This window comes from Kitasatospora sp. A2-31 (assembly GCF_022288725.1).
Classification (GTDB): Bacteria; Actinomycetota; Actinomycetes; order Streptomycetales; family Streptomycetaceae; genus Kitasatospora.
The window spans coordinates 134,421-154,009 of the sequence record NZ_JAKNTA010000008.1; the positions used below are offsets into that span (position 1 = coordinate 134,421).

Sequence of the window (19,589 nt, forward strand, 5' to 3'; positions counted from 1 at the left end):
CGTGGGGGTGCGGCCCGCCGCACCGGGAGTCACGGAGGTGCGCACCGGAGCCCCGGTGCGCACCCCGGCTGCTGCGGCCCCGTCCGGCCCGCGGTCCCGTCCGGCTCCGCGGTCCCGTCGGGCTCCGCGGTCCCGTTCCCGGCCCTACAGCCCTAGCGACTTGGCGACGATGCTGCGCATCACCTCGCTGGTGCCGCCGTAGATCCGGAACACCCGGTTGTCGGTGTAGAGGCGGGCGATCGGGTACTCCAGGATGTAGCCGTAACCACCGTGCAGCTGGAGGCACTTGTCGATCACGCCGGACGCCGACTCGGTGCAGAACAGCTTCACCGCCGCGGCGTCCGCGACGGTCAGCCCGCCGTGCTGGTACAGCTCCAGCGCACGGTCCACCATCGACTGCTGGGCGACCACCTGGGCCTCGCAGTCGGCCAGCGTGAACTTGGTGTTCTGGAACTCGGCCACCGCCTGGCCGAAGACCTTGCGCTCCTTGACGTACCGGACGGCGAACCGGACCGCCGCCGCCGAGGCGGCGTAGGCGCCGACCGCGATCGCGAGCCGCTCCTGCACCAGGTTGTGGGTCAGGTAGGTGAAGGCCATGCCCTCCTCGCCGAGCAGGTTCTCCACCGGCACCTTGACGTCGCTGAACGCGAGTTCGGCGGTGTCCGAGGTGCGCAGACCGATCTTCTGCAGCTTGCGGCCGACGCTGTAGCCCTCCGACGCGGTGTCCACGCAGAGGATGGAGAGGCCGGCCCGGCGGTTCTGCGGGTCGTACGGGGAGGTCCGGCAGACCACCAGGACCAGGTCGGCGAGCACGCCGCCGGTGATGAAGGTCTTGGCGCCGTTGAGGACGTAGTGGGTGCCGTCCTCGGAGAGCCGCGCCGTGGTGGAGATGCCCGCGAGGTCGGAGCCGGCGCCCGGCTCGGTCATCGCGATGGCGGTCATGATGTCGCCGGAGACGAAGCCGGGCAGCCAGCGGCGCTTCTGCTCCTCGGTCGCGTACTCCAACAGGTACGGCAGCACCAGGCCGGTGTGCACGCCGGACGAACCGAAGGAGACGCCAGCGCGGGCGGTCTCCTCGGCGATGACCGCCTGGTACTTGAAGCCGCTCTCGCCCGCGCCGCCGTACTCCTCCGGCACCTCGATGCCGTAGACGCCGAGCTCGCCGAGCTTGCGGTAGAAGTCGCGCGGCGGGTGGCCGTCGGCCTCCCAGCTCTCGTAGACCGGGACGACCTCGCGGGCGATGAAGTCCCGGATGGTCTCCCGGAACGCCTCGTGGTCCTCGGTGAAGACGGTGCGGCGCACGTCGGCGCTCCCTTCGGTGGGGCCGGGCGGGCCGGCCCGGGCTGAAGCGTGGGTTCGGCCAGGTGATCGCCCCACAAGTTAATCCCGGGTAGCTTCCACTGTCCAGGGTCGGGGGGGTGCGTCCGGGCCTGCGCTCCGGCCCGAAAGCCGCCCCCTCCGCCCTCTGTTCCCGTCTGTGCCCGGCCTGTGCCCGGCCGGTGCCCGCCCTCCGCGCCGGCCCGTGCCCGGCCGGAAGTGAATCGTTGCTAGCCTACGGTCGGCAGATCGGACGGGACGGGAGCGAGGGAGCGGCGCATGGTGGTACGGCGGCCGCCCGCGCGGTCCCGGCAGGCGCAGATCCTCGCCGTGGCCGCCGACCGGTTCCACCGGAGCGGGTACCACCAGGTCTCGATGACGGACGTCGCCGCCGGGGTCGGCATCACCGCCCCCGCCCTCTACCGCCACTTCCGCGGCAAGCCGGAACTCCTCGACCGCGCCGTCCGGTTGGGCCTGGACGAGCTGGCCGCCGGGCTGCGCGCCGCCGACTCCACGGCCGCCGTGGGGGCGGTGCTGGCCGCCGTCGCGGTCGGGCACCGGCCGCTCGGCACGCTGGTGCAGCGAGACGCCCGGCTGCTGCCGCCGGCCCGGCGGGCCGCGCTCCGCCGCGAGCTGCGCGCGGACACGGCGCTGATGGTCGGCGTGCTCCGCGCCGAGCGGCCCGAACTGGCCGGTCCGGACGCCGGGTTGCTCTGCTGGTCGGCGCTCTCCGCCTGCGCCGGCCTGTCCTACCAGTCGGCGGCCCCGCAGCCGCGCCGGGCCGAGCGACTGCTCGGCGAACTGGTCGCGGCGGTCCTCGCGGTGTCGCTGGACGGCACCCGGGCCGATTCCGAACCGGCCGCCGCGACCGCGGGGGTGGCTCCGCAGCCGCGCCGGGAGGAGCTGCTCGCGGCGGCGGTGCGGCTCTTCCACCGGCGCGGGTTCGACAACGTCAGCACCGACCAACTCGGCGCCGCCGTGGGCATTTCCGGCCCCAGCGTGTACCGGCACTTCGAGAGCAAGCAGCAACTGCTGGCCGCGTCCCTGGTGCGCAGCCGGGAGCGGCTCTGGCACCAGGTGGAGGGGGCGATCGCCGCCGCGGCCGGGCCGTCGGCCGCGCTGGAGGCCGGCCTGGCGGCCTACGTGGGCTTCGCCCGGCGCAACGGCGACTACCTGGGCGCGATGCTGAGCGAGACGGAGCGGCTGGCCGCCCCGGACCGCCGTGCCGCGGTGGACTTCCGGCGCGACTTCCTGCGGACGTGGGTCGAGCTGCTCCGCCTGGTCCGCCCGGAGTGCGACGCGGTGGAGGCCCGGATCCGGGTGCACGCGCTGTTCGCGCTGGTCAACGACGGTGTGCGGAACCGGCCGTACAGCGACCGTCCGGACCTCGGCGACTGTCTGCGAAGGATCGGCCGGGCCGTCCTCGGGGTGGCCGGGTAGGCCCCTGTCCGGCAGCGGTGCGGCGCCCGCCGGTGAACGGCGCGGGCCGGGTGCCCGCCGGTGAACGGCGCGGGCCGGGTGCCCGCCCCGCGCTGGTGGGGCGGGCACCCGGCCCGGACGGCTCCCGGCGGAGAAGGCCGCCGGAACCGGCTAGCTCACGACCGGGTAGAACACGTCGGCCGCGAGGTTGCCGTTGCCCTGCAGCGCCCCGATGTTGCCGGCGTTGCCGGTCACGGCCAGGCCGTTGTTCTGGTTGCTCGCGCCGGAGCCGGTGGCGGTCTGCTGGGTGTTGACCACGTTTCCGACGACTCCGCCGATCACGTTGTTGGAGCCGGTGTTGCTCACCACGCCGCTGTTCGAGAGGTGGTCGGCGCCGGCACCGTTGTCGGCGTGGGCGGTGGCGGCGCCGACGAGGAGGAGGGCTCCGAGGGCGGTGACGGCGGCGGCTGCGCGGATACGGGACACGCTGGTCTCCCTGAAGGTGGACTGCGAATGGTGGCGCGGTCCGGAGTGGCCGCTCCGGAGCGCCGTTGCCTGACGTCGCCCGCCCAGCATTCACCAGCGCCGTGGACGAACTCCACCGAATGGGTGGCAATTCCTCCGATGGGGTCATGAATACGGCATGTCCGATCTACCGGACGCGGTCGTCCCGGGCCTAGGTTCAGCGTCAAGTCATTCTGGAATGACAATGGTTGGTGAACTGCCCGGGGCGGTTCGAAGGACCGCCGCTGTCAATGCAGGGTTGACCGAACCTCCCTGGTCAGAAAGAAATGGTCGCCGGATAGTCGCACTGGCACACTGAGGACTCATGTCTGAAGGTCTCCCACCCGAGTCCGTGCCCGCCGAGGATCTGCGTACGACCGAGGTCGATCTCGGCGGACTGGTGAACGTCCTCGCCACCCACCTCTACTCCACCCCGCTGGTCGCCCTGCGGGAGCTGGTCCAGAACGCCCACGACTCGCACACCCGACGCCTGCTGGAGGACCCGGACGGCGACCACCGCCCGCTGATCCGGGTCCGGGCCGACGGCGCCCGGCGCACCGTCGCCATCGAGGACACCGGCGCGGGGCTGACCGAGCCGGAGATCCACGCCTACCTCGCCACCGTGGGCACCGGCTACACCCGCATGCTGCGCGAACTCACCGGCAGTCAGGAGCTGATCGGCGCCTTCGGACTCGGCTTCCTCTCCGCCTTCTCGGTCGCCGACGAGGTCACCGTCACCACCACCTCGCACCGCGAGCCGGGCGCCGGCCACCGCTACCGCAGCCGCGGGGGCGAGCAGTACAGCGTCGAGCCGGCCGCTGCCCGACCCGGCGGCGGGACCGTGGTCGAGCTGGCCCTGAAGACCGAGCACGCCCACCTCGCCGACGAGGAGGCGCTGCGCGAGGTGCTCGGGCGGTACTGCGTGCTGCTGCCGATCCCGGTCTTCGTCGGCGACGACGAGCAGCCGGTCAACGACGTCCCGGTGCCGTGGCGGCAGGCGGTCGGCGGCGACCCGTACGGCGCCCGGATGCGCTTCGCCGCCGCCTTCGGCCGCCGCTTCGAGCCGCTCACCGCCTTCCCCGTGGCGCCGGTCGAGGGCGGCGCCCGGGGCGGTGGCAGCGACGCGGTCGGCCTGCTCTGGGTCCAGGACGGCGCGACCTACGGCAGCAGCGACAACCGCGACCTGGCCGTCTACCTGCGCGGCATGCTGCTCGCCGAGGACGCCCGTGACCTGCTGCCCAGTTGGGCCGGGTTCATCGGCGGCGTGGTCGAGTCCAACCGGCTGACCCCCACCGCCAGCCGCGAGGACCTCCAGCGCGACGAGCACTACCGCGCCCTTCAGCGGCAGCTCACCGACGCCGTGGTCGAGGGGCTCTACGAGACCGCCCGGCTGCGGCCCGCCGTCTGGCGGCGCATCCTGGCCCGGCACGGCCAGGACCTGCTCGGCGCCGCGCTCTGCGACGACCGCCTGTTCACCCTGCTCGCCGACGACGTCCCGGTGCCCACCTCGCAGGGTGACCTGACCGCGGGCGCGCTGCGGGCCGCCGGCGGGGGCGCCGTGCACGTCGCGCTCGGCAGCGGCGGCGGGTTCGAGGAGATGCTCTACCGGGCGATGCAGGTGCCGATCGCCCGCGGCGACCGCTACGCGGTCCTGCCGTTCCTGCGCCGCTACGCGCAGCTGCGCGGCTGCCGGATCGTGGAGCTGGGCAGCGAGAGCGGCAACCGCGAGCTGTTCCGCGACCCGGAGCGCCCGCTGCCCGCGGAGGAGTCCGCCTGGCTGACCGGCGCGCTGGCCGACCCGGGCGAGCAGCTCGTCCCGGCCCGGTTCGATCCGCCCGGCCTGCCGCTGGTGCTGGTCCCCGACCGCGAGGCCGAGCTGAAGGCCCGGATCGAGGACGACCAGGCGGACGCCCGGATCCCCTCCGCCGCGCTGCGGCTGGCCCGGTCGTTCACCGCCCGCACCGACGGCGAGGTGAAGGCACGGCTCTACCTGAACCTGTCCTGTCCGGCCGTCCAGGACCTGCTGACCGCCTACCGGGCGGGACACACCGGCAGCGCCACCGCCGCCGGGCTGCTCCGCTCGATCAAGGTCGTCATGGCGGCGGCCTCGGCGGGCGCCTCCGGCGGCGACCTCACCGCCGCCCTGGCCGGCATCGGCACCGCGGTCTCCGCGCTGACCGCGGCCGTCCCGACCGGTCTGGACGCGGTCCCGGACAGCCCGGACGGCCTCGAAGGGCTCGACGGGTTCAGGGGACCCGACGGACCGGACGGACCCGACGGCCGCGGTGCGGGGGCCTGACCATGACCCCGCCGACGGCCACCGGACCGAACGGGCCGTCAGCGGCCCGCGCGACACCGACCACCAGCACAGCGCACGACCCGCAGGGGGAGACGGAAGCGGTATGAGCACCGACATCTGGGCCTGGGTGCACGACGCCCACCAGCAGCTGGCCGAGGCCGGCCACCGGCGACTGGCCGACGCCATCTACGAGATCCCCGGCCACGCCAACGAGGGGCGAAACGAGCAACTCGACGCCGTCTACCCGGAGGCGGTCGCCGCCGCCCGGGCGCTCGGCCTGCCGTGGGTCGAGGTCTACCTGCGGCACTGGCGGATGCAGAACCTGCTGAACCGGCGCCACCAGGGCGAGCAGGCGCTGCCCGAGGCGGTCGACCTGCTGGAGTTCGCGCACCGCGAGGAGACCGCCGGCTGTCCGCAGTCGGTCTGCGTGGTGCAGGACTTCGCGATCTGCCACGCCCGGGTCGACGGCCCCGGCTACGTCCCGGAGCGGCTCGCGGTGCTGAGCGAGACGCTGGAGCGGATCGAGCCCGCCCGGGCCTGCTTCGACTGCCTCTCCCGGGAGTACTCGGACGCCCTGGAGGACGACGGACGCCCGGCCGAGGCGCTCGCCCACCTGGACACCGCGGCCGCCCGGATCCGGGCCGCCGGCGAGCGGCTCTCGCTCCACTTCCACCACTCCCGGGCCGGCACGCTGCACCTGCTCGGCCGGCACGAGGAGGTGCTGACCCTGCTGGACACCGCCGAGCAGGCCGAGCGGGCCCGGGGCCGGGAGATCGACGAGAGCGACCGGCGCTGGGGCGCCCTGCTGCGGGCCCGCGCGCTCGCCTCGCTGGGCCGCACCGAGGAGGCGCTCGCCCTGCTGCCGGACCTGGCCGAGGCCGAGCGGCACGCCGACCTGCGGGCGGCCTGGACCACGACGGTCGAGCTGCTGGTCGCGGCCGGCGCCCGGGAGAACGACGCCGAGCTGGGCGCGGCGCTGGCCGGCTGGGTCGGCTACCTGGACGGCACCGGCTCGCACCGCCCCTGCGTCGACCTGCTGCTGGCCGCCGGGCGGCTGGCGCTGGCCCGCGGGGCCCGGACGATCGCGCTGACCCTGGCCGCCACCGGCGAGCGCAAGCTGGCGGACCTGCGCCGCACCGAGGGCGTCGCCGAGCAGGTGGCGGCGCTGCGCGCGGCCGCCGAGGCGCTGCCGGTCCCCGAGCTGCCCGTCCCGCCGGCCGAGCTGCCGGCGTACCTCGCCGAGACGGGCGTTCCGTTCGAGGCCGGCGCCGACCTGCTCTCCGTCGCCCTGGACCGGTACCGGGGTGAGCAGGCCGGCGCCACCGTGCTGGCGCTGAACCTGGCCGGGGTGCTGGGCGGCCTCGGCCACGCCCGGGCCGCCGCCGAGGTGCTCTGGGCGCGGCTGGACGCCGACCCGGGCAGCGAGGAACTGGTCGGCATGCTGGGCGGGGCGCTGATCGAGGCCGGGGACGCCGAGGGCGTCGGCCGGCTGGCCGACCGGCTCGCCGCGAGCAGCCCCTCCGACGCCCACTGGGTCCGGGCCCGCTGGGCGGCCGCCCGGGCCCGGTGGGCCGAGGTGGTCGAGCACTGCGAGGCGATCCTGGCCGAGCAGCCGGACCGGATCAACACCCGCCGGCTGGCCGCCGGCGCCGCCACCGAACTGGGCGACCACGCCGCCGCGCAGCGGTTCCACCAGGAGATCCTGGTGCACGCGCTGCCGCCCGGGGAGGCCTCGGAGGGCGAGGAGCACCGAACGGTCCGGGAGTCCGACCTCTGGCACCTGATCACCGCCGCCACCGCCAACCGGGACTGGGCCGTGGTGCGCTCCACCGGTGCCCGGCTCGGCATCGAGTTCGACGAGCCCGAGGGGCCGGTGGACGAGGAGTGGCAGCTGGTCACCGTCCGGGCCACCCGCACCAACGGCGCCACCGCGGACCTCCCGGCGGTCCGGACCGGCCCGGCCACCGCCCGCATCCTGCCGGTGCTCGGCGACGACCTGACGCTCAACCACGGCGACGTGGTGGTCTTCGCCCCGGCACTGCTGGAGGAGCCGCCGGCCGACGACGCGCCCGAGGAGGAGCGTCGGCGCTGGCGCCCGGTGTTCGGACTGCTGACCCTGCTCGACCCGGCCGGCTACACCACCTACTGGATCGACGGCGCCTGGCCGGGCGACGACGCCTGGGCCGGGTTCCGCGAGGAGCTGGGCCGGGCCGGCTACGGGGTGTGGGCGTACAGCGGGGAGCAGTACAGCATCACCGACCCGGCCGAGGAGGACGGCTTCCTGCCCGGCGTCTACGCCGCCCTCGGGGTGCCGCCCACCGCCTCGGCGGCCGAGGCCGACGCGCTGCTGCACCGGCTGACCGGCGCCTGGACGCACCCGCTGGCCTGGACCGACCTGGCCGAGGCGGCGGGCGCGGACACCGCCCGGCACAAGGAGATCGCCGAGCGGTACGGGCTGTAGCGGCGCTCCGACGGCGTGGCGACGGCGTGGCGACTGCGGCCCTAGCGGCCCGGGGCGGCCCCGAGCGACCCGGGGCGGCTCCGACGCCGGCCCGGAACGATCCGGGTGACCGGGACGACATCGAGGCGTCCTGGTCGGCATCCCGGTGGTCCCGGTGGCGGTCGGGCTGGTGCGGGCCCGCCGGTCCGGCGCCCCCGCCGCCGGCCGCCACCGCGCCGGGTAGGCGCCCGCCGGCGGCGCCGCCCGCCGCGCCGTACATGTGCGTCCGGCTGTTCGATCAGGCAAGGTGTAACCGGAATCGAACGGTGGCCGGGAGCCCGGCGCCATCAGGGGCGGCAAGGAGCGGAAGTGCCGAAGCGGGGCCGACCGGGCGGAGGCAAGCGGGCCAGGGGCGGCCGGGGGGCCCGGCGGAACGGGCCGGCGCCGCAGGCACGGCCGGTCCACCCCTCCGACGCGCCGCCCACCGAGGGCCTGCTCGGCCACCCCGCGCCGGCCGCGGAGCCTGCCACGGTGATCCCGTTCGCGCCGCCCGTCCCGGAGACCAGGGGGCTGCTGGCGCCGGAACACGAGGAGGGCGCCGCCCCGGAGCCGTCCGCGAGCGCCGGGACCGCTGAGACCGCCGCAACCGCCGGGACCGCTGGGGCCTCTGAGACCGACGGGGCCTCTGAGACCGCCGGGACCGCTGAAACCGCCGCGACCGCCGGGATCATCGGCTCCGACGGTGCCGCGCCCGTCGACGGCGTGCCCGCCGGGCCGGAGGACGCCGTGGCAGCGGCCGCGGGGGCCGTCGGGGCAGCCGTGACCGCCGCCCCCGAGCGGCGCCGGCGGTCGGTCGCCGAGGACACGCTGACCCCCGAGGAGTGGCAGGCCGCCGGCTACACCCCGCCGCTCGGCACCGCCGTCCCCGCCCTCAAGCCCGGCGCCCCCGGCGAGGCACCCTGGCCGGACCGGATGCGCACCCTGCTGCGCACCCCGATGTCCGAGCGCCCCGCCTTCGAGCGCACCGCCCGCGACCTCCACCCCTCCGCCGCCCGCAACGTCCCGCGCATCCTCGACCTGACGCTCCGGATCGGCGAGCTGCTGCTGGCCAGCGGCGAGGCCGCCGAGGACGTCGAGGCCGCCATGCTCGGCATCGCCCACGCCTACCGGCTGGACCGCTGCGAGCCGCAGGTCACCTTCACCCTGATCGGCATCTCGCACCAGCCCTCGCTGGTCGAGCCGCCGGTCACCGCGGACCGCGTGGTGCGTCGCCGGACCTCCGACTACACCCGGCTCAACGCGGTGTACGAGCTGGTCGCCGACATCACGGCGGAGAAGGTCAGCGTCAACGACGCGTACCGCCGGCTCGCCGTGATCCGCCGCAACCGGCACCCGTACCCGGCCTGGCTGCTCGCGCTGAACACCGGCCTGCTGGCCGGCGCGGCGACCTTCCTGGTCGGCGGGCGGATCGACGACAAGGGCTGGCTGGTCTTCGCCAGCGCCTTCATCGCGGCCGTCCTCGGCGACCGGCTGGCCTCGCTGATCGCCCGGCGCGGTCTGCCGGAGTTCTACCAGTTCGTGGCGGCCGCGATGCCCGCGGCGGCGTCCGGCATCATCCTCTCCTTCAACGACTGGGGGCTGCGCGGCTCGGTGGTGATCACCGGTGGACTGTTCGCGCTGCTCCCCGGGCGAGCCCTGGTCGCCGCCGTCCAGGACGGCCTGACCGGCTTCTACATCACTGCCGCAGCCCGCCTGCTGGAAGTGATCTACCTGGTGGCGGGCATCGTCATCGGCGTGATGCTGATCCTCTACCTCGGGGTCGGCTACAACGCGAAGCTCAAACCGGACGAGAGCCTGACCGGGGTGAACTACCCACCGGTCCAGATGATCGCCGCGCTGGTACTGACGCTGGCCTTCGCGATGCTGCTGCAGACCGACCGCCGCACGCTCGCGCTGGTCACCCTCAACAGCGGCATCGGCTGGTCCAGCTACGGCGTGCTGGTCTACAACGCCGGCATCTCGCCGATCGTCGCCACCGGCGTGGCGGCCGGACTGGTCGGCCTCTTCGGCCAGCTGATGGCCCGCTACCGCAACGGCTCCGCGCTGCCGTACGTCACCGCGGCGATCGGTCCGCTGATGCCCGGTTCGGCGCTGTACCTCGGCATGCTCGCGTTCGCCCAGGGCCACTCCGGCGGCGGGCTGGTCCAGATCACCCGGGCCGCCGCGATCGCCATGGCGCTGGCGATCGGCGTGAACCTCGGGGGAGAGATCGCCCGGCTGTTCATGAAGCTGCCGGCCGGCGCCGAGCTGCCCTCGCCGGCCCCCGCCGTGCCGCGGCGCGCGGCCAAGCGGACCCGCGGCTTCTGAACCGCCGCCGGCCCGGCCGGGAGTCGTTGGACCGGTGTTGGCCTCCGGGCCATGTCGCGTCAGGCAGGACGCAGGACCAGGAACGAAGGTAAGACCCATGACCACACTGCTGGACGGCTATCGCGAACACATCGTCGCCACGCACAAGCAACCGCTGTTCCTGCTGCTGGTCGGGTTCATCACCTCCTTCGTCTTCATCCGGTTCAGCGTGCGGATGATCAGGGCCAAGGTGCGCTGGTGGCCGGGCAACGTCACCCCGGGCGGGCTGCACATCCACCACATGGTGTTCGGCCTCGGCTTCCTGCTGGCCGGTGGCATCGGCGTGTTCGCCACGTACGGCGGCCGACCCTGGATCGACGTCTTCGGGCTGCTGTTCGGGATCGGCTGCGGCCTGGTGCTGGACGAGTTCGCGCTGATCCTGCACCTCGACGACGTCTACTGGAGCGAGCAGGGCCGCAAGTCGGTGGACGCGGTGATCTTCGGCATCCTCTTCACCGGCCTGCTGCTCATCGGCTACGTGCCGCTCGGTGCGGAGCCCAGCGGGGAGACCAGGTGGGGCCTGGTCACGGTGATCTCGGTGAACGCCGTGGCCATGGTGATCACCCTGCTCAAGGGCAAGATGTGGACCGGCCTGCTCGGCATCATGGTGCCCGGCATCTCCTGGATCGGCGCGATCCGGCTGGCCCGCCCGAGCAGCCCCTGGGCGCGCTGGCGGTACGCCACCCGCCCGCGCCGCAGGGCCCGGGCGCTCCGGCGCGAGCGCCGGCTGCACCGGCGTGCGGACGTCGCCCGCACCTGGCTCTTCGACCTGATCGCCGGCGCCCCGGACAAGGTCCCGGCGAACCACCCGGCCGCCCACCGGGTCGCCGAGCGGATGGCCGCGCGGGCCACCGCCCACCTCGACGCGCACGCGGCCCGCGCCCTGGCCCGGCGCTCCGCCCGGCTGGCCGACCGCCGCTCGGCGGCCGCCGCCGGGGCGGGCTCCGCGCCGGCGGCCGGCGGCCACGGGTACCCGTCGGGACCGGCCGGGCCGGCCGCGGCCGGACGCGAGCACGGTCCCAAGGGGCAGGCCCAGCAACGGCGGCGGACCGTCCGGGCCGGCCGCAGCCGCGGCTACGCCGCCCGCCCGACCGGCCTGGAACCCCGGCCCGACCGCCACCCCCACCTCCGGACGCACACCCGCAGGATCCGGCGGTAGTCCGCAGGCTCGGCGCGGGCAACGGAGTTGATGCGCGGTAGTCCGCAGGCCCGGGCGGGCGAACGGAGTTGATGCCCGGTCGGATCGCCGGTGGCGGCCGAGGGCCGGCCAGCCGTGGTGGTCGGCCGGGCCGAGGGCCGGCCGGGTCCGTCGCGGTCGGCTGGGCCGAGGGCCGGATCGCCCGCCGGCCGGAGCCGGGTGCCGATCGGAGCCGGGTGTCGGCCGGAGCCGGGTGCCGGTCGGATCATCCGACGGCTCACCCGCCCGGCCCGCGCGGGCTTCGGGCGGGAAGGCCGCCCGGCTTGAGAACATGGCGATGCGTAACCGAATTGTCACGTGACGGACCGGTTCGCCCGGATGCTTCTCGTCCTCGGGCGGACCGGTCCGCGCCGGAGAAGGTTCGAGACCTGAGAAGGGGATGTCCCGTGGCGCGCAGGCTCCTGCCGACCCTGCTGTTCTCCCTCACCGCACTGTTCGGGCTGCTCCCCGCAGCCGCGGCCGCCCCGGCCGGTCCCGGCGCGGCCGCGGGCACCGCTGGGGCCGATGCCCCCACGGCGCAGCCGTTCCCCTCGGCCGAGGAGGTCGCCCGTGCCCGCGCCGAGGCCGACCGCCGAGCCGCCTCGGTCGCCGCCATCGAGGCCGGGCTCACCGCCGCCAGGGCCGAACTCGACCGGGTCGGCCGGGCTGCCGAGCAGGCGGTCGAGGCCCACAACGGCGCCCGGCTCGCCCTGGCCCGGGCCCGCGCGGAGGAGGTCGCGGCGACCGGCCGGGCCGCCGCCGCCGAGACCGAGCGGGCCGAGGCCGCCGAGGAGGCCGCCCAGCTCGCCGCCGAAACGTATCGTCAGGGCACCTCGGCGGAGCTCTCGGCGATCAACGCCCTGTTCGGCGCCCACGGCCCGCGCGAGGCCGGTGACCAGGCGGCGGTGGTCGGAGTGGCCGGCGAACGCACCCGGCAGATCCTGGACACGGCCACCTCGACGGCGGCCGCCGCGGCCCGCGCCGCGGCCGAGGCCCGGGCGGCCACCGAGGCCGCCGCCCGGGCCGAGGCCGAGGTCGGCGTGGCCCGGGAGCGGGCCCGGGCACGGCTCGCCGGCCAGCAGAACCGGGCGGTGGCCCTCGGCCGGCGGCGCGAACAGTTGCTGACCGAGCTCGCGGCCGCCCGCCACACCACCGTCGCGCTGGAGCGGCAGCGGCGGGAGGCGCTGGAGGCGATCGCCGCCCGCGAGGCCGAGGCCGCCGCCCGGGCCGCTGCCGAGAAGGCCGCCGCGGAACAGGCCGCCGCGGAACAGGCCGCCGCGGAGCAGGCGGCGGCCCAGGCCGCTGCCGAGGAGTCGGGCCGCGCCGCGGCCGCCGGCTCCGCCGTGGCCGCCGGGGCCATCACCGGTCCGCCGCCGGTCCGCCCGTGGTCCGCGGAGGGCGCGGCCGCCGCGGTCGCCTTCGCCCGGGCCGCGATCGGCCTGCCCTACGTCTGGGGCGGCGAGGGGCCGGGCGGCTACGACTGCTCGGGGCTGACCATGATGGCCTGGCGCCAGGGCGGCCGGCAGCTCAACCACTTCGCCGCCGACCAGTACGCGCAGAGCACCCCGATCGGCTACCGCGACCTGCGCCCCGGCGACCTGGTCTTCTGGACGGACACCGGCCGGGCCGCCGACATCCACCACGTCGGGCTCTTCATCGGCGACGACCAGATGATCGAGGCCCCGCGCCCCGGCATGCCGATCAAGCAGGCCAGCCTCTGGATCATGGGCACGCCGGACTTCTACGCCCGCCCGTAGCAAGCCCCGGGGAGAGGTGTCGTGGGGCCGCCGGCCCCGGGGCGTCCGCCCGCGCACCGGGTCGTCAGGACCCGCTGCGCGGGCTGGCACGGCACCGACCGGTGCCGGATAAATGGGATGCCCGTCCCCTGGGACCCGCCGTACCGTGGGCGAATGGGCAACGATGCGAACGGCGGGCCCCGTGATCCGGGGAGCGGCCGACTGGACGAAGGCGCCGGGGCGGTCGAGATCCGGGCGATCGCCGAGGACGAGATCGAGCCGTGGGACAGGGCGCTGGCCCTGGGGTTCCTGCGCCCGCACGTGGAGAGCGCCGCCGACTACCGGCGCCTGCAGTGGGAGCCCGGCCGGCTGCTCGCGGCCGTCGACGACGGGCGCTTCGTCGCCACCTTCCGGAGCTTCGACGTCGAGCTGACCGTCCCCGGCGGGGCCGTCGTCCCCGCGAACGCCATCACCTCCGTCACCGTGAGCGCCACCCACCGCCGGCGCGGCCTGCTCCGCCGGATGATGTCGGCCGACCTCGCCGGCGCCCGAGCACGCGGCGCGGCCGTGGCGATCCTGATCGCCGCCGAGTACAACATCTACGGCCGGTACGGCTTCGGCCCGGCTACCCGCGGCCACGGGTGGAACGTCGACCTGCACCGCACCCGCGGCCTGCGGGCCGGCCTGCCCACCGTGCCCGGCGGGCGGATCGACTTCGCCAGCATGGCCGAGATGCGCAAGCTCGGCCCGGAGCTGCACGACCGGTGGCGGCTCACCCAGCCCGGCGCGCTCGCCCGCGACGAGCTCTGGTGGAAGCGGCAGACCGGCGAGATCAAGGTGCCGGGCTTCGACTGGAAGGAACCGTTCGCCGCCCTCCACCGGGACGCCGCGGGCACCGTGACCGGCGCGGTGGTCTACAAGGTCGACGACAACTGGGACGGCAGCTACCCGAACTGCACGCTCACCGTCCTCGACTTCCTCGCCCTCGACCGGGCCACCGCCTGCGCGCTGTGGCAGTTCGTGTTCTCCGTCGACTGGGTGCGCAAGGTCGTGGTCGAGAACATCGGCCCGGACGACCCGCTGCCCTTGCTGCTGGAAGACCCGCGTGCCGCCACCCCGTACGTCGAGAACGCCGACTTCACGTGGTTGCGGGTACTGGACGTCGAGGCCGCGTTCGACGCGCGGACGTACGGCGCGCCCGGCCGGGTCGTCCTGGAGGTGGAGGACCGCGAGGGCTGGGCTGCCGGCCGCTGGGCCCTCGAGGTGGCGCCCGACGGCACCGGCCGCTGCACCCGGACCGCCGACGAGGCCGACCTCGCGCTGAGCGCCTCCCAGCTCGGCGCGCTGTACCTGGGCGGGGAGACCGTCCCGCGGCTCGCCGCCGCAGGCCTGGTGACCGAGCTGCGCCCGGGCGCCGTGGTCGCCGCCGACCTGCTGCTGCGCACGCCGCTGGCGGGCTGGAACCCGGACGGTTTCTGAGCCCGCCTCGTCCGGGCCGGCGCTGCGGCGCCGCACCGCCGACGGGTGCGGCGCCGGCGAGCGCCGCCCGCGGTCCGCGCCGCCCGTGGCCGGGCCGGCCTGCTCGGCCGGGGCCGCCCCGTCTCCGGGCCGTCCCGGGCGCTACCTGACGGCCGTCTTGCCGATGGTGGGCAGGATGAAGTCCTGGATGAGGCCCTTGGCGTCCCGGACGACCGGCCGGAACACCCGGTAGCGCGAGAGGTTGATGACCCGTGCGGCCATGGGCGTCGACCGCCGGACGAACTCCCGCGTCCGCTCGGTGTCCGGGGTCCGGTCGAAGACCCAGTAGAGCACCACGATCATGAGGTGCAGCCAGAGCACGTCGGGCAGCAGCTCCACCAGCTCGGTGTCCAGCTTCGGCGCCAGCTCGGAGCCCTCCAGCACGTCGCGGAAGAGCTGCACGGCGGTGGCCCGCGCCGGGTGGGATTCGTTGGAGAACGGGCTCAGCGAGCTGCTCGGATCGGCGGCGGTGCGGAAGAACTGCGCGGCGAACTCGTGGTACGGGGCGGCGGTGTCGAGCCAGGAGGCGAGGGCGATCTCCAACCGCTCCGCGAAGTCCCGGGTGTGCGCCATGCGGGCCCTGGCGTCCGCCGCGTGCTCGTACGTCATGCGGTCGTAGAACCCCTGGATCAGGAATTCCTTCGCGGAGAAGTAGTAGTAGGCGTTGCCGACGGACACGCCCGCCTCGGCGGCGATGGCCCGCATGGTGGTCTTCTCGTAGCCGCGTTCCTGGAACAGGCGCATGGCCGTCTCCAGGATCAGGGCCCGGGTCTGCTCGCTCTTGTCCGTCTTCGGCTGGGCCCGCCCGCCGGGAAGCTCGGACGCCGCGGGGGCGCCGGCCGCGGGGCCGTCGTCGCCGCTCGGCGCGGGCACGCCGCCGGACCGCGCCGGGCTCCGCCGGGGCTTCCGCCCGCCGCCCGCCGCCGGACGGGCCCGGGGCGCCTCCGGCGTGCCGCCCGGGCCGGTGGCCCCGCTCGTACCGTTCGTTCCGCTCGTCGCTGCCAGCTCGTCCACGCCCCGAGCCTAGTCGGACCGCTCAGCTCCAGCCGGTGTCGGTGCGTGCGGCACCGGATGCCCCCTCCGCATCCGGTACCGCAGCACCGCCCCCGCGCCTTTCGAACGCGTTCAAAAGCATGTCGTGAACTCTAGGGGGACGGTTGAACATGTTCAAGCCAGCCTTGTGGGAGGCTCGTCACATGAACGCCACCATTCGACGCGGTGATGCGCGCGACGCCGAGGCCGTCGCCGGCCTCCACGCGCTCAGCTGGCGCACCGCTTACGCCGGCATCGTCCCGCGGCAGGCGCTCGGTGACGGGCTCTGGGAGGAACGCCGCGTGCTCTGGGAGCTGCGGCTGGCGGCCGAGTACGGCGAACCGGCCAACACCCCCGAGCTGCTGATCGCCGAACAGGCGGGCCGCGCCGTCGGCTTCGCCTACCTGGTGCCGCAGGCGGACGGGCGGATCCTGCTGGACAACCTGCACGTCGAGCCCGGCCGCACCGGCGGTGGGATCGGCCGCGCGCTGCTGGGCGCGGCCCGCTCGCACGTCGCGCGGCAGCACCCCGGCGCGGACCTCTACCTGGAGGTGCTGCGCGACAACACCCGGGCGGTCGCGTTCTACGAGCGCGAGGGCGGCCTGCGCACGGCCGAGCAGGAAGGCGTCTTCCCCGGCGGGTTCGTGCTCCCCGAGTACGAGTACACCTGGACGGCGGCCGGCCGGGATCAGTCGAAGTCGTAGACCGTCACCGGCACGCCCCGGTCCACCAGACGGCTCGTCACCAGCGGCTCGACCCGCTCCCACCGCCCGCCGGCCAGACCGCAGCCGATCCGCGGCATGTGGACCGAGGCCCCGAGCCGGAGCGCCTCCTCGGCGAGGGCGGCCAGCGCGGTGTCGATCGCCTCGTAGCGCACCGGCACGCCGGTCGAGCGGCCGGTCCGGACGCCGCGCTGGCCGACCAGGTTGGCCACCCACACGTAGCGCTCGACCTGCACCAGCTGGACCGCGCCGAGGCCGAAGCCGTTCCGTGCGCGCTCCCGGTGCCACCGCCGGTACGCCGCCTCGGGCTCGGCCCAGCGCCGCGACAACGCCAGAACGAATCCCTTACCCCAACCACCCATGTCGTTGCAGACGTGCGCGATCACCTTCACGCCTTGCCCCGGGGCGCGGTGGCGTCTCCGCGCAGGTACTGCAGGGTCGCGGTCTCCATGCCCGGCAGGCTACGGCGCGGTACCGACAAACCGCTCGGATTCCCGGTTCGCGGCCACCGTGCGCGGGGCGGAGGCCGGCGGGCGGAGGTGGCGGCGGCCGGCGAGGGCGATCAGCAGCGCGAGTGCGGCGGCGCCGGCGGGCAGGAGGTAGCCGGTGCCCGGCGCGGCGTGCTCGGCCACCGCGCCGCCCAGCGCCGCGCCGCCCGAGACGCCCACCACGATGCCGGAGACCGTCACCGCCATGCCCTCGTTCAACTGCCCCGGCGGCAGGAGGTCCTGGACCAGCGTCATACCGGTGACCATGGTCGGCGCGGTGCCCGTGCCGGCCGCGAACAGGGCCACCCCGAGCAGCGCGAGCCCCGGGTCGCCCAGCCCGGCGCCGCCCGTGGCGGCGGCGAGGGGCAGCAGCAGGACCACGGCCATGGTCGCGACGCCCAGCAGGAACCGCACCCCCGGCGCGCGGCGCGGGCGGCGCAGCCCGAAGGCCAGCCCGGCCGCGCACGATCCGGCCGCCACCAGCCCCAGGAGGAGGCCCGCCAGCGGCTTCCGGCCGAGCGTGTCGGTGTAGGCCACCGTGGTCACCTCCATCGCGCCGAAGACGAGGCCGGTGGCGAGGAAGGTCAGCAGCAGCACCCGCAGTCCGGGCACGCGCAGCGGCGAGCCGGGCCGGGCGGCCGTACGGGCGGGTGCCGCGACCGGCGGCTCGGTCCGGCGCCGGCTCGCGAACAGCAGGGCGCCGGTGGTGCCGAGCGTTCCCGCGGTGACCAGCCCGGCCTCCGGGGCCACCGTGGTGCAGAGCAGCATCGCGAGCACCGGCCCGGTCGTGAAGCAGAGCTCGTCCAGCGCCTGCTCGAAGGAGTTGGCCAGGTGGCGCAGCTCCGGGTCGGCCCGGTGCAGGTGCGCCCAGCGGGCCCGCGCCATCCCGCCGAGGTTCGGTGCCGCGGCGGCCGCCGCCCAGCAGGCGTACAGCGTCCAGTCGGGCGCGCCGGCCCGGACGCAGAGCAGCAGCCCGGTGATCGGCAGGGCGTTGTACAGCGCGGCCGGGACGGTGACGCGCGCCTGGCCGTGGCGGTCGACCAGCCGGCCGATCAGCGGCAGGCCGATCGCCCCGGTGGCCAGTCCGACGGCCGAGACGGTGCCCGCGAGCGCGTAGGAGCCGCGCCGCTCGGCGAGCAGCACCACCAGCGAGACGCCGGTCATCGACATGGCGAGCCGGCCGAGCAGCCCGGCCAGGGTGAACGCGGCGGTGCCGGGCAGGGCGAAGAGCCGACGGTACGAGGACAGCATGGAACTCCGAGGAAGGGACCGATGGGGTGTGGTCCCAGCTTCGGACCGTCGCCCGGCGGCGGTCCAACACCTGTTCCGTCGCATCGACAACGCGGTGTTGTTAATCTGCCGGCATGCCCGCCGACCTGCACCCCCGCCTGCTCCGCGGGTTCGCCATGACGGCCGAGACCCTCCACTTCGGCCGGGCCGCCGAGCGCCTGCACGTCGCCCAGCAGGCGCTCAGCCGGGACGTCCGGACGCTCGAGCGGCTGCTCGGCGACGCGCTCTTCACCCGGACCACCCGCAACGTCGAACTCACCCCGGCCGGGCAGCGGTTGCTGCCGAAGGTCCGGCAACTGCTGGCGCTGCACGACGAGATCGTGGCCGGCGAGGCGGCGCGGCCGCTGTTGATGGACCTCAACAGCGACGTCAGCGGGCCGGACCTGACGGGCGACCGCGTGCTCGAACGGGCCCGGGCCGCCTGGCCGGAGGGGGAGCTGCTGGCTCGCTTCCACGGTGGGCTCGCAGCGGCGGCCGCCGCCCTGGTGGACCACCGGCTGGACGTCTCGTTCGGCCGCTTCGCCGGCCTCGCGGCCGGGCTGCAGGCCCAACTGGTGCAGGTCCCCGTCCGGTTGGAGCGGGTGTCGGTGATGATGACGGCCGACCACCCGTTGGCCGGCCGCGCGGTGCTGCGGCTCGCGGACCTGGTCGGCCACCCGGTCGACATCTGCGCCGGCAACCCGGCCACCACCGAGTGGGCGGACCTCGGCGCCCGGCTGCTGCGCGAGCACGGCCTGGTTCCGGCCGCACCGCACGTGCCGCCGGTCGGAGTGGACGAGACCGTCCGCTACATGGCCCGCCACCGCGATCCGATGCTGACCACCGTGGGCGGGCTGGTGATGCCCGGCGTGGTGAACCTGCCGCTGGTGGAGCCGGTGCCGCTGACCCTGCTCAGCCTGGTCCACCGGCCGGACCTGCGCCACCCCGGACTGGCCGCGCTGGTGACGGCCGCCGCCGAACTCGGTGCGGAGGAGCGGTGGTTGCGGCGTCCGGCGGGCAGCTGGCTGCCCGCGGCCGACGCCGCGCTCCTGGCAGGCTAGCGCCCTCGCGGTCGATCGGGACCTCGGACCGGCCCATGGGTGCGCCGTGGGCTCCGCCGGCCCGCGGGCGGGCTTTCGGCGCCACCGGAACGGAATGACCGGGCGCCCCTGGGTTGTTGTGGCCGGAAGCGACCCCGCCCCTGCCGCTCGGGGGTCGGCAGGGGCGGGGCGTGTGCGGGGCGGTCGCGGCGCGGACCGCCG

13 protein-coding genes and 1 pseudogene are annotated in these 19,589 nt (G+C 75.5%); 9 read left to right on the forward strand and 5 right to left on the reverse strand.

What is annotated here, in order from left to right; genetic code table 11:
* Window positions 1-144: 144 nt before the first annotated feature.
* Window positions 145-1,302 (reverse strand): acyl-CoA dehydrogenase family protein, encoded by a 1,158-nt coding sequence (locus MCM47_RS23030; RefSeq protein ID WP_238863584.1) that lies wholly within the window; start codon window positions 1,300-1,302, stop codon window positions 145-147.
* Window positions 1,303-1,596: 294 nt separating this feature from the next.
* On the opposite strand from MCM47_RS23030, the gene MCM47_RS23035 reads away from it, so the two are divergent.
* Window positions 1,597-2,757, forward strand: coding sequence for a TetR/AcrR family transcriptional regulator (locus tag MCM47_RS23035; protein WP_238863585.1), 1,161 nt, complete (start codon window positions 1,597-1,599; stop codon window positions 2,755-2,757).
* A gap of 150 nt (window positions 2,758-2,907) precedes the next feature.
* On the opposite strand, the gene MCM47_RS23040 is transcribed toward MCM47_RS23035, so the two are convergent.
* Window positions 2,908-3,222, reverse strand: coding sequence for a hypothetical protein (locus MCM47_RS23040; protein WP_238863586.1), 315 nt, complete (start codon window positions 3,220-3,222; stop codon window positions 2,908-2,910).
* A gap of 343 nt (window positions 3,223-3,565) precedes the next feature.
* Here MCM47_RS23040 and MCM47_RS23045 point away from each other — a divergent pair, with 343 nt between their 5' ends.
* The 6 genes from MCM47_RS23045 (at window position 3,566) to MCM47_RS23070 (ending at window position 14,777) form a co-directional block, all read left to right on the forward strand.
* Window positions 3,566-5,539, forward strand: coding sequence for an ATP-binding protein (locus tag MCM47_RS23045; protein ID WP_238863587.1), 1,974 nt, complete (start codon window positions 3,566-3,568; stop codon window positions 5,537-5,539).
* 103 nt (window positions 5,540-5,642) lie between these two features.
* Window positions 5,643-8,000, forward strand: a complete 2,358-nt coding sequence (locus tag MCM47_RS23050) for a hypothetical protein (protein ID WP_238863588.1) — start codon at window positions 5,643-5,645, stop codon at window positions 7,998-8,000.
* Between the two features lie 348 nt (window positions 8,001-8,348).
* A complete protein-coding gene (locus MCM47_RS23055; RefSeq protein ID WP_238863589.1) occupies window positions 8,349-10,346 on the forward strand; it encodes a threonine/serine exporter ThrE family protein in 1,998 nt (665 codons plus the stop codon).
* 97 nt (window positions 10,347-10,443) lie between these two features.
* Window positions 10,444-11,544, forward strand: a complete 1,101-nt coding sequence (locus MCM47_RS23060; protein ID WP_238863590.1) for a hypothetical protein — start codon at window positions 10,444-10,446, stop codon at window positions 11,542-11,544.
* Window positions 11,545-11,969: 425 nt separating this feature from the next.
* Complete coding sequence (locus MCM47_RS23065) at window positions 11,970-13,319, forward strand: C40 family peptidase (RefSeq protein ID WP_238863591.1); 1,350 nt, start codon at window positions 11,970-11,972, stop codon at window positions 13,317-13,319.
* A gap of 153 nt (window positions 13,320-13,472) precedes the next feature.
* Window positions 13,473-14,777, forward strand: a complete 1,305-nt coding sequence (locus tag MCM47_RS23070) for a GNAT family N-acetyltransferase (RefSeq protein ID WP_238863592.1) — start codon at window positions 13,473-13,475, stop codon at window positions 14,775-14,777.
* A gap of 141 nt (window positions 14,778-14,918) precedes the next feature.
* Here the strand turns inward: MCM47_RS23070 and MCM47_RS23075 are convergent, their stop codons facing one another.
* Window positions 14,919-15,830 (reverse strand): TetR/AcrR family transcriptional regulator, encoded by a 912-nt coding sequence (locus MCM47_RS23075; protein ID WP_238863593.1) that lies wholly within the window; start codon window positions 15,828-15,830, stop codon window positions 14,919-14,921.
* A 182-nt stretch (window positions 15,831-16,012) separates the two neighbouring features.
* On the opposite strand from MCM47_RS23075, the gene MCM47_RS23080 reads away from it, so the two are divergent.
* Window positions 16,013-16,552, forward strand: coding sequence for a GNAT family N-acetyltransferase (locus MCM47_RS23080; protein WP_238863594.1), 540 nt, complete (start codon window positions 16,013-16,015; stop codon window positions 16,550-16,552).
* Here the strand turns inward: MCM47_RS23080 and MCM47_RS23085 are convergent.
* Together MCM47_RS23085 and MCM47_RS23090 are read right to left on the reverse strand one after the other, a co-directional pair.
* Window positions 16,537-17,021: pseudogene (locus tag MCM47_RS23085) on the reverse strand (Appr-1-p processing protein). The gene MCM47_RS23080 and the pseudogene MCM47_RS23085 sit on opposite strands and share 16 nt — an antisense overlap.
* Before the next feature lie 10 nt (window positions 17,022-17,031).
* Window positions 17,032-18,309 (reverse strand): MFS transporter, encoded by a 1,278-nt coding sequence (locus MCM47_RS23090; RefSeq protein WP_238863595.1) that lies wholly within the window; start codon window positions 18,307-18,309, stop codon window positions 17,032-17,034.
* A 113-nt stretch (window positions 18,310-18,422) separates the two neighbouring features.
* Between MCM47_RS23090 and MCM47_RS23095 the strand changes: the two genes are divergently transcribed.
* A complete protein-coding gene (locus tag MCM47_RS23095) occupies window positions 18,423-19,388 on the forward strand; it encodes a LysR family transcriptional regulator (protein WP_238863596.1) in 966 nt (321 codons plus the stop codon).
* The last annotated feature ends 201 nt before the right edge of the window (window positions 19,389-19,589 follow it).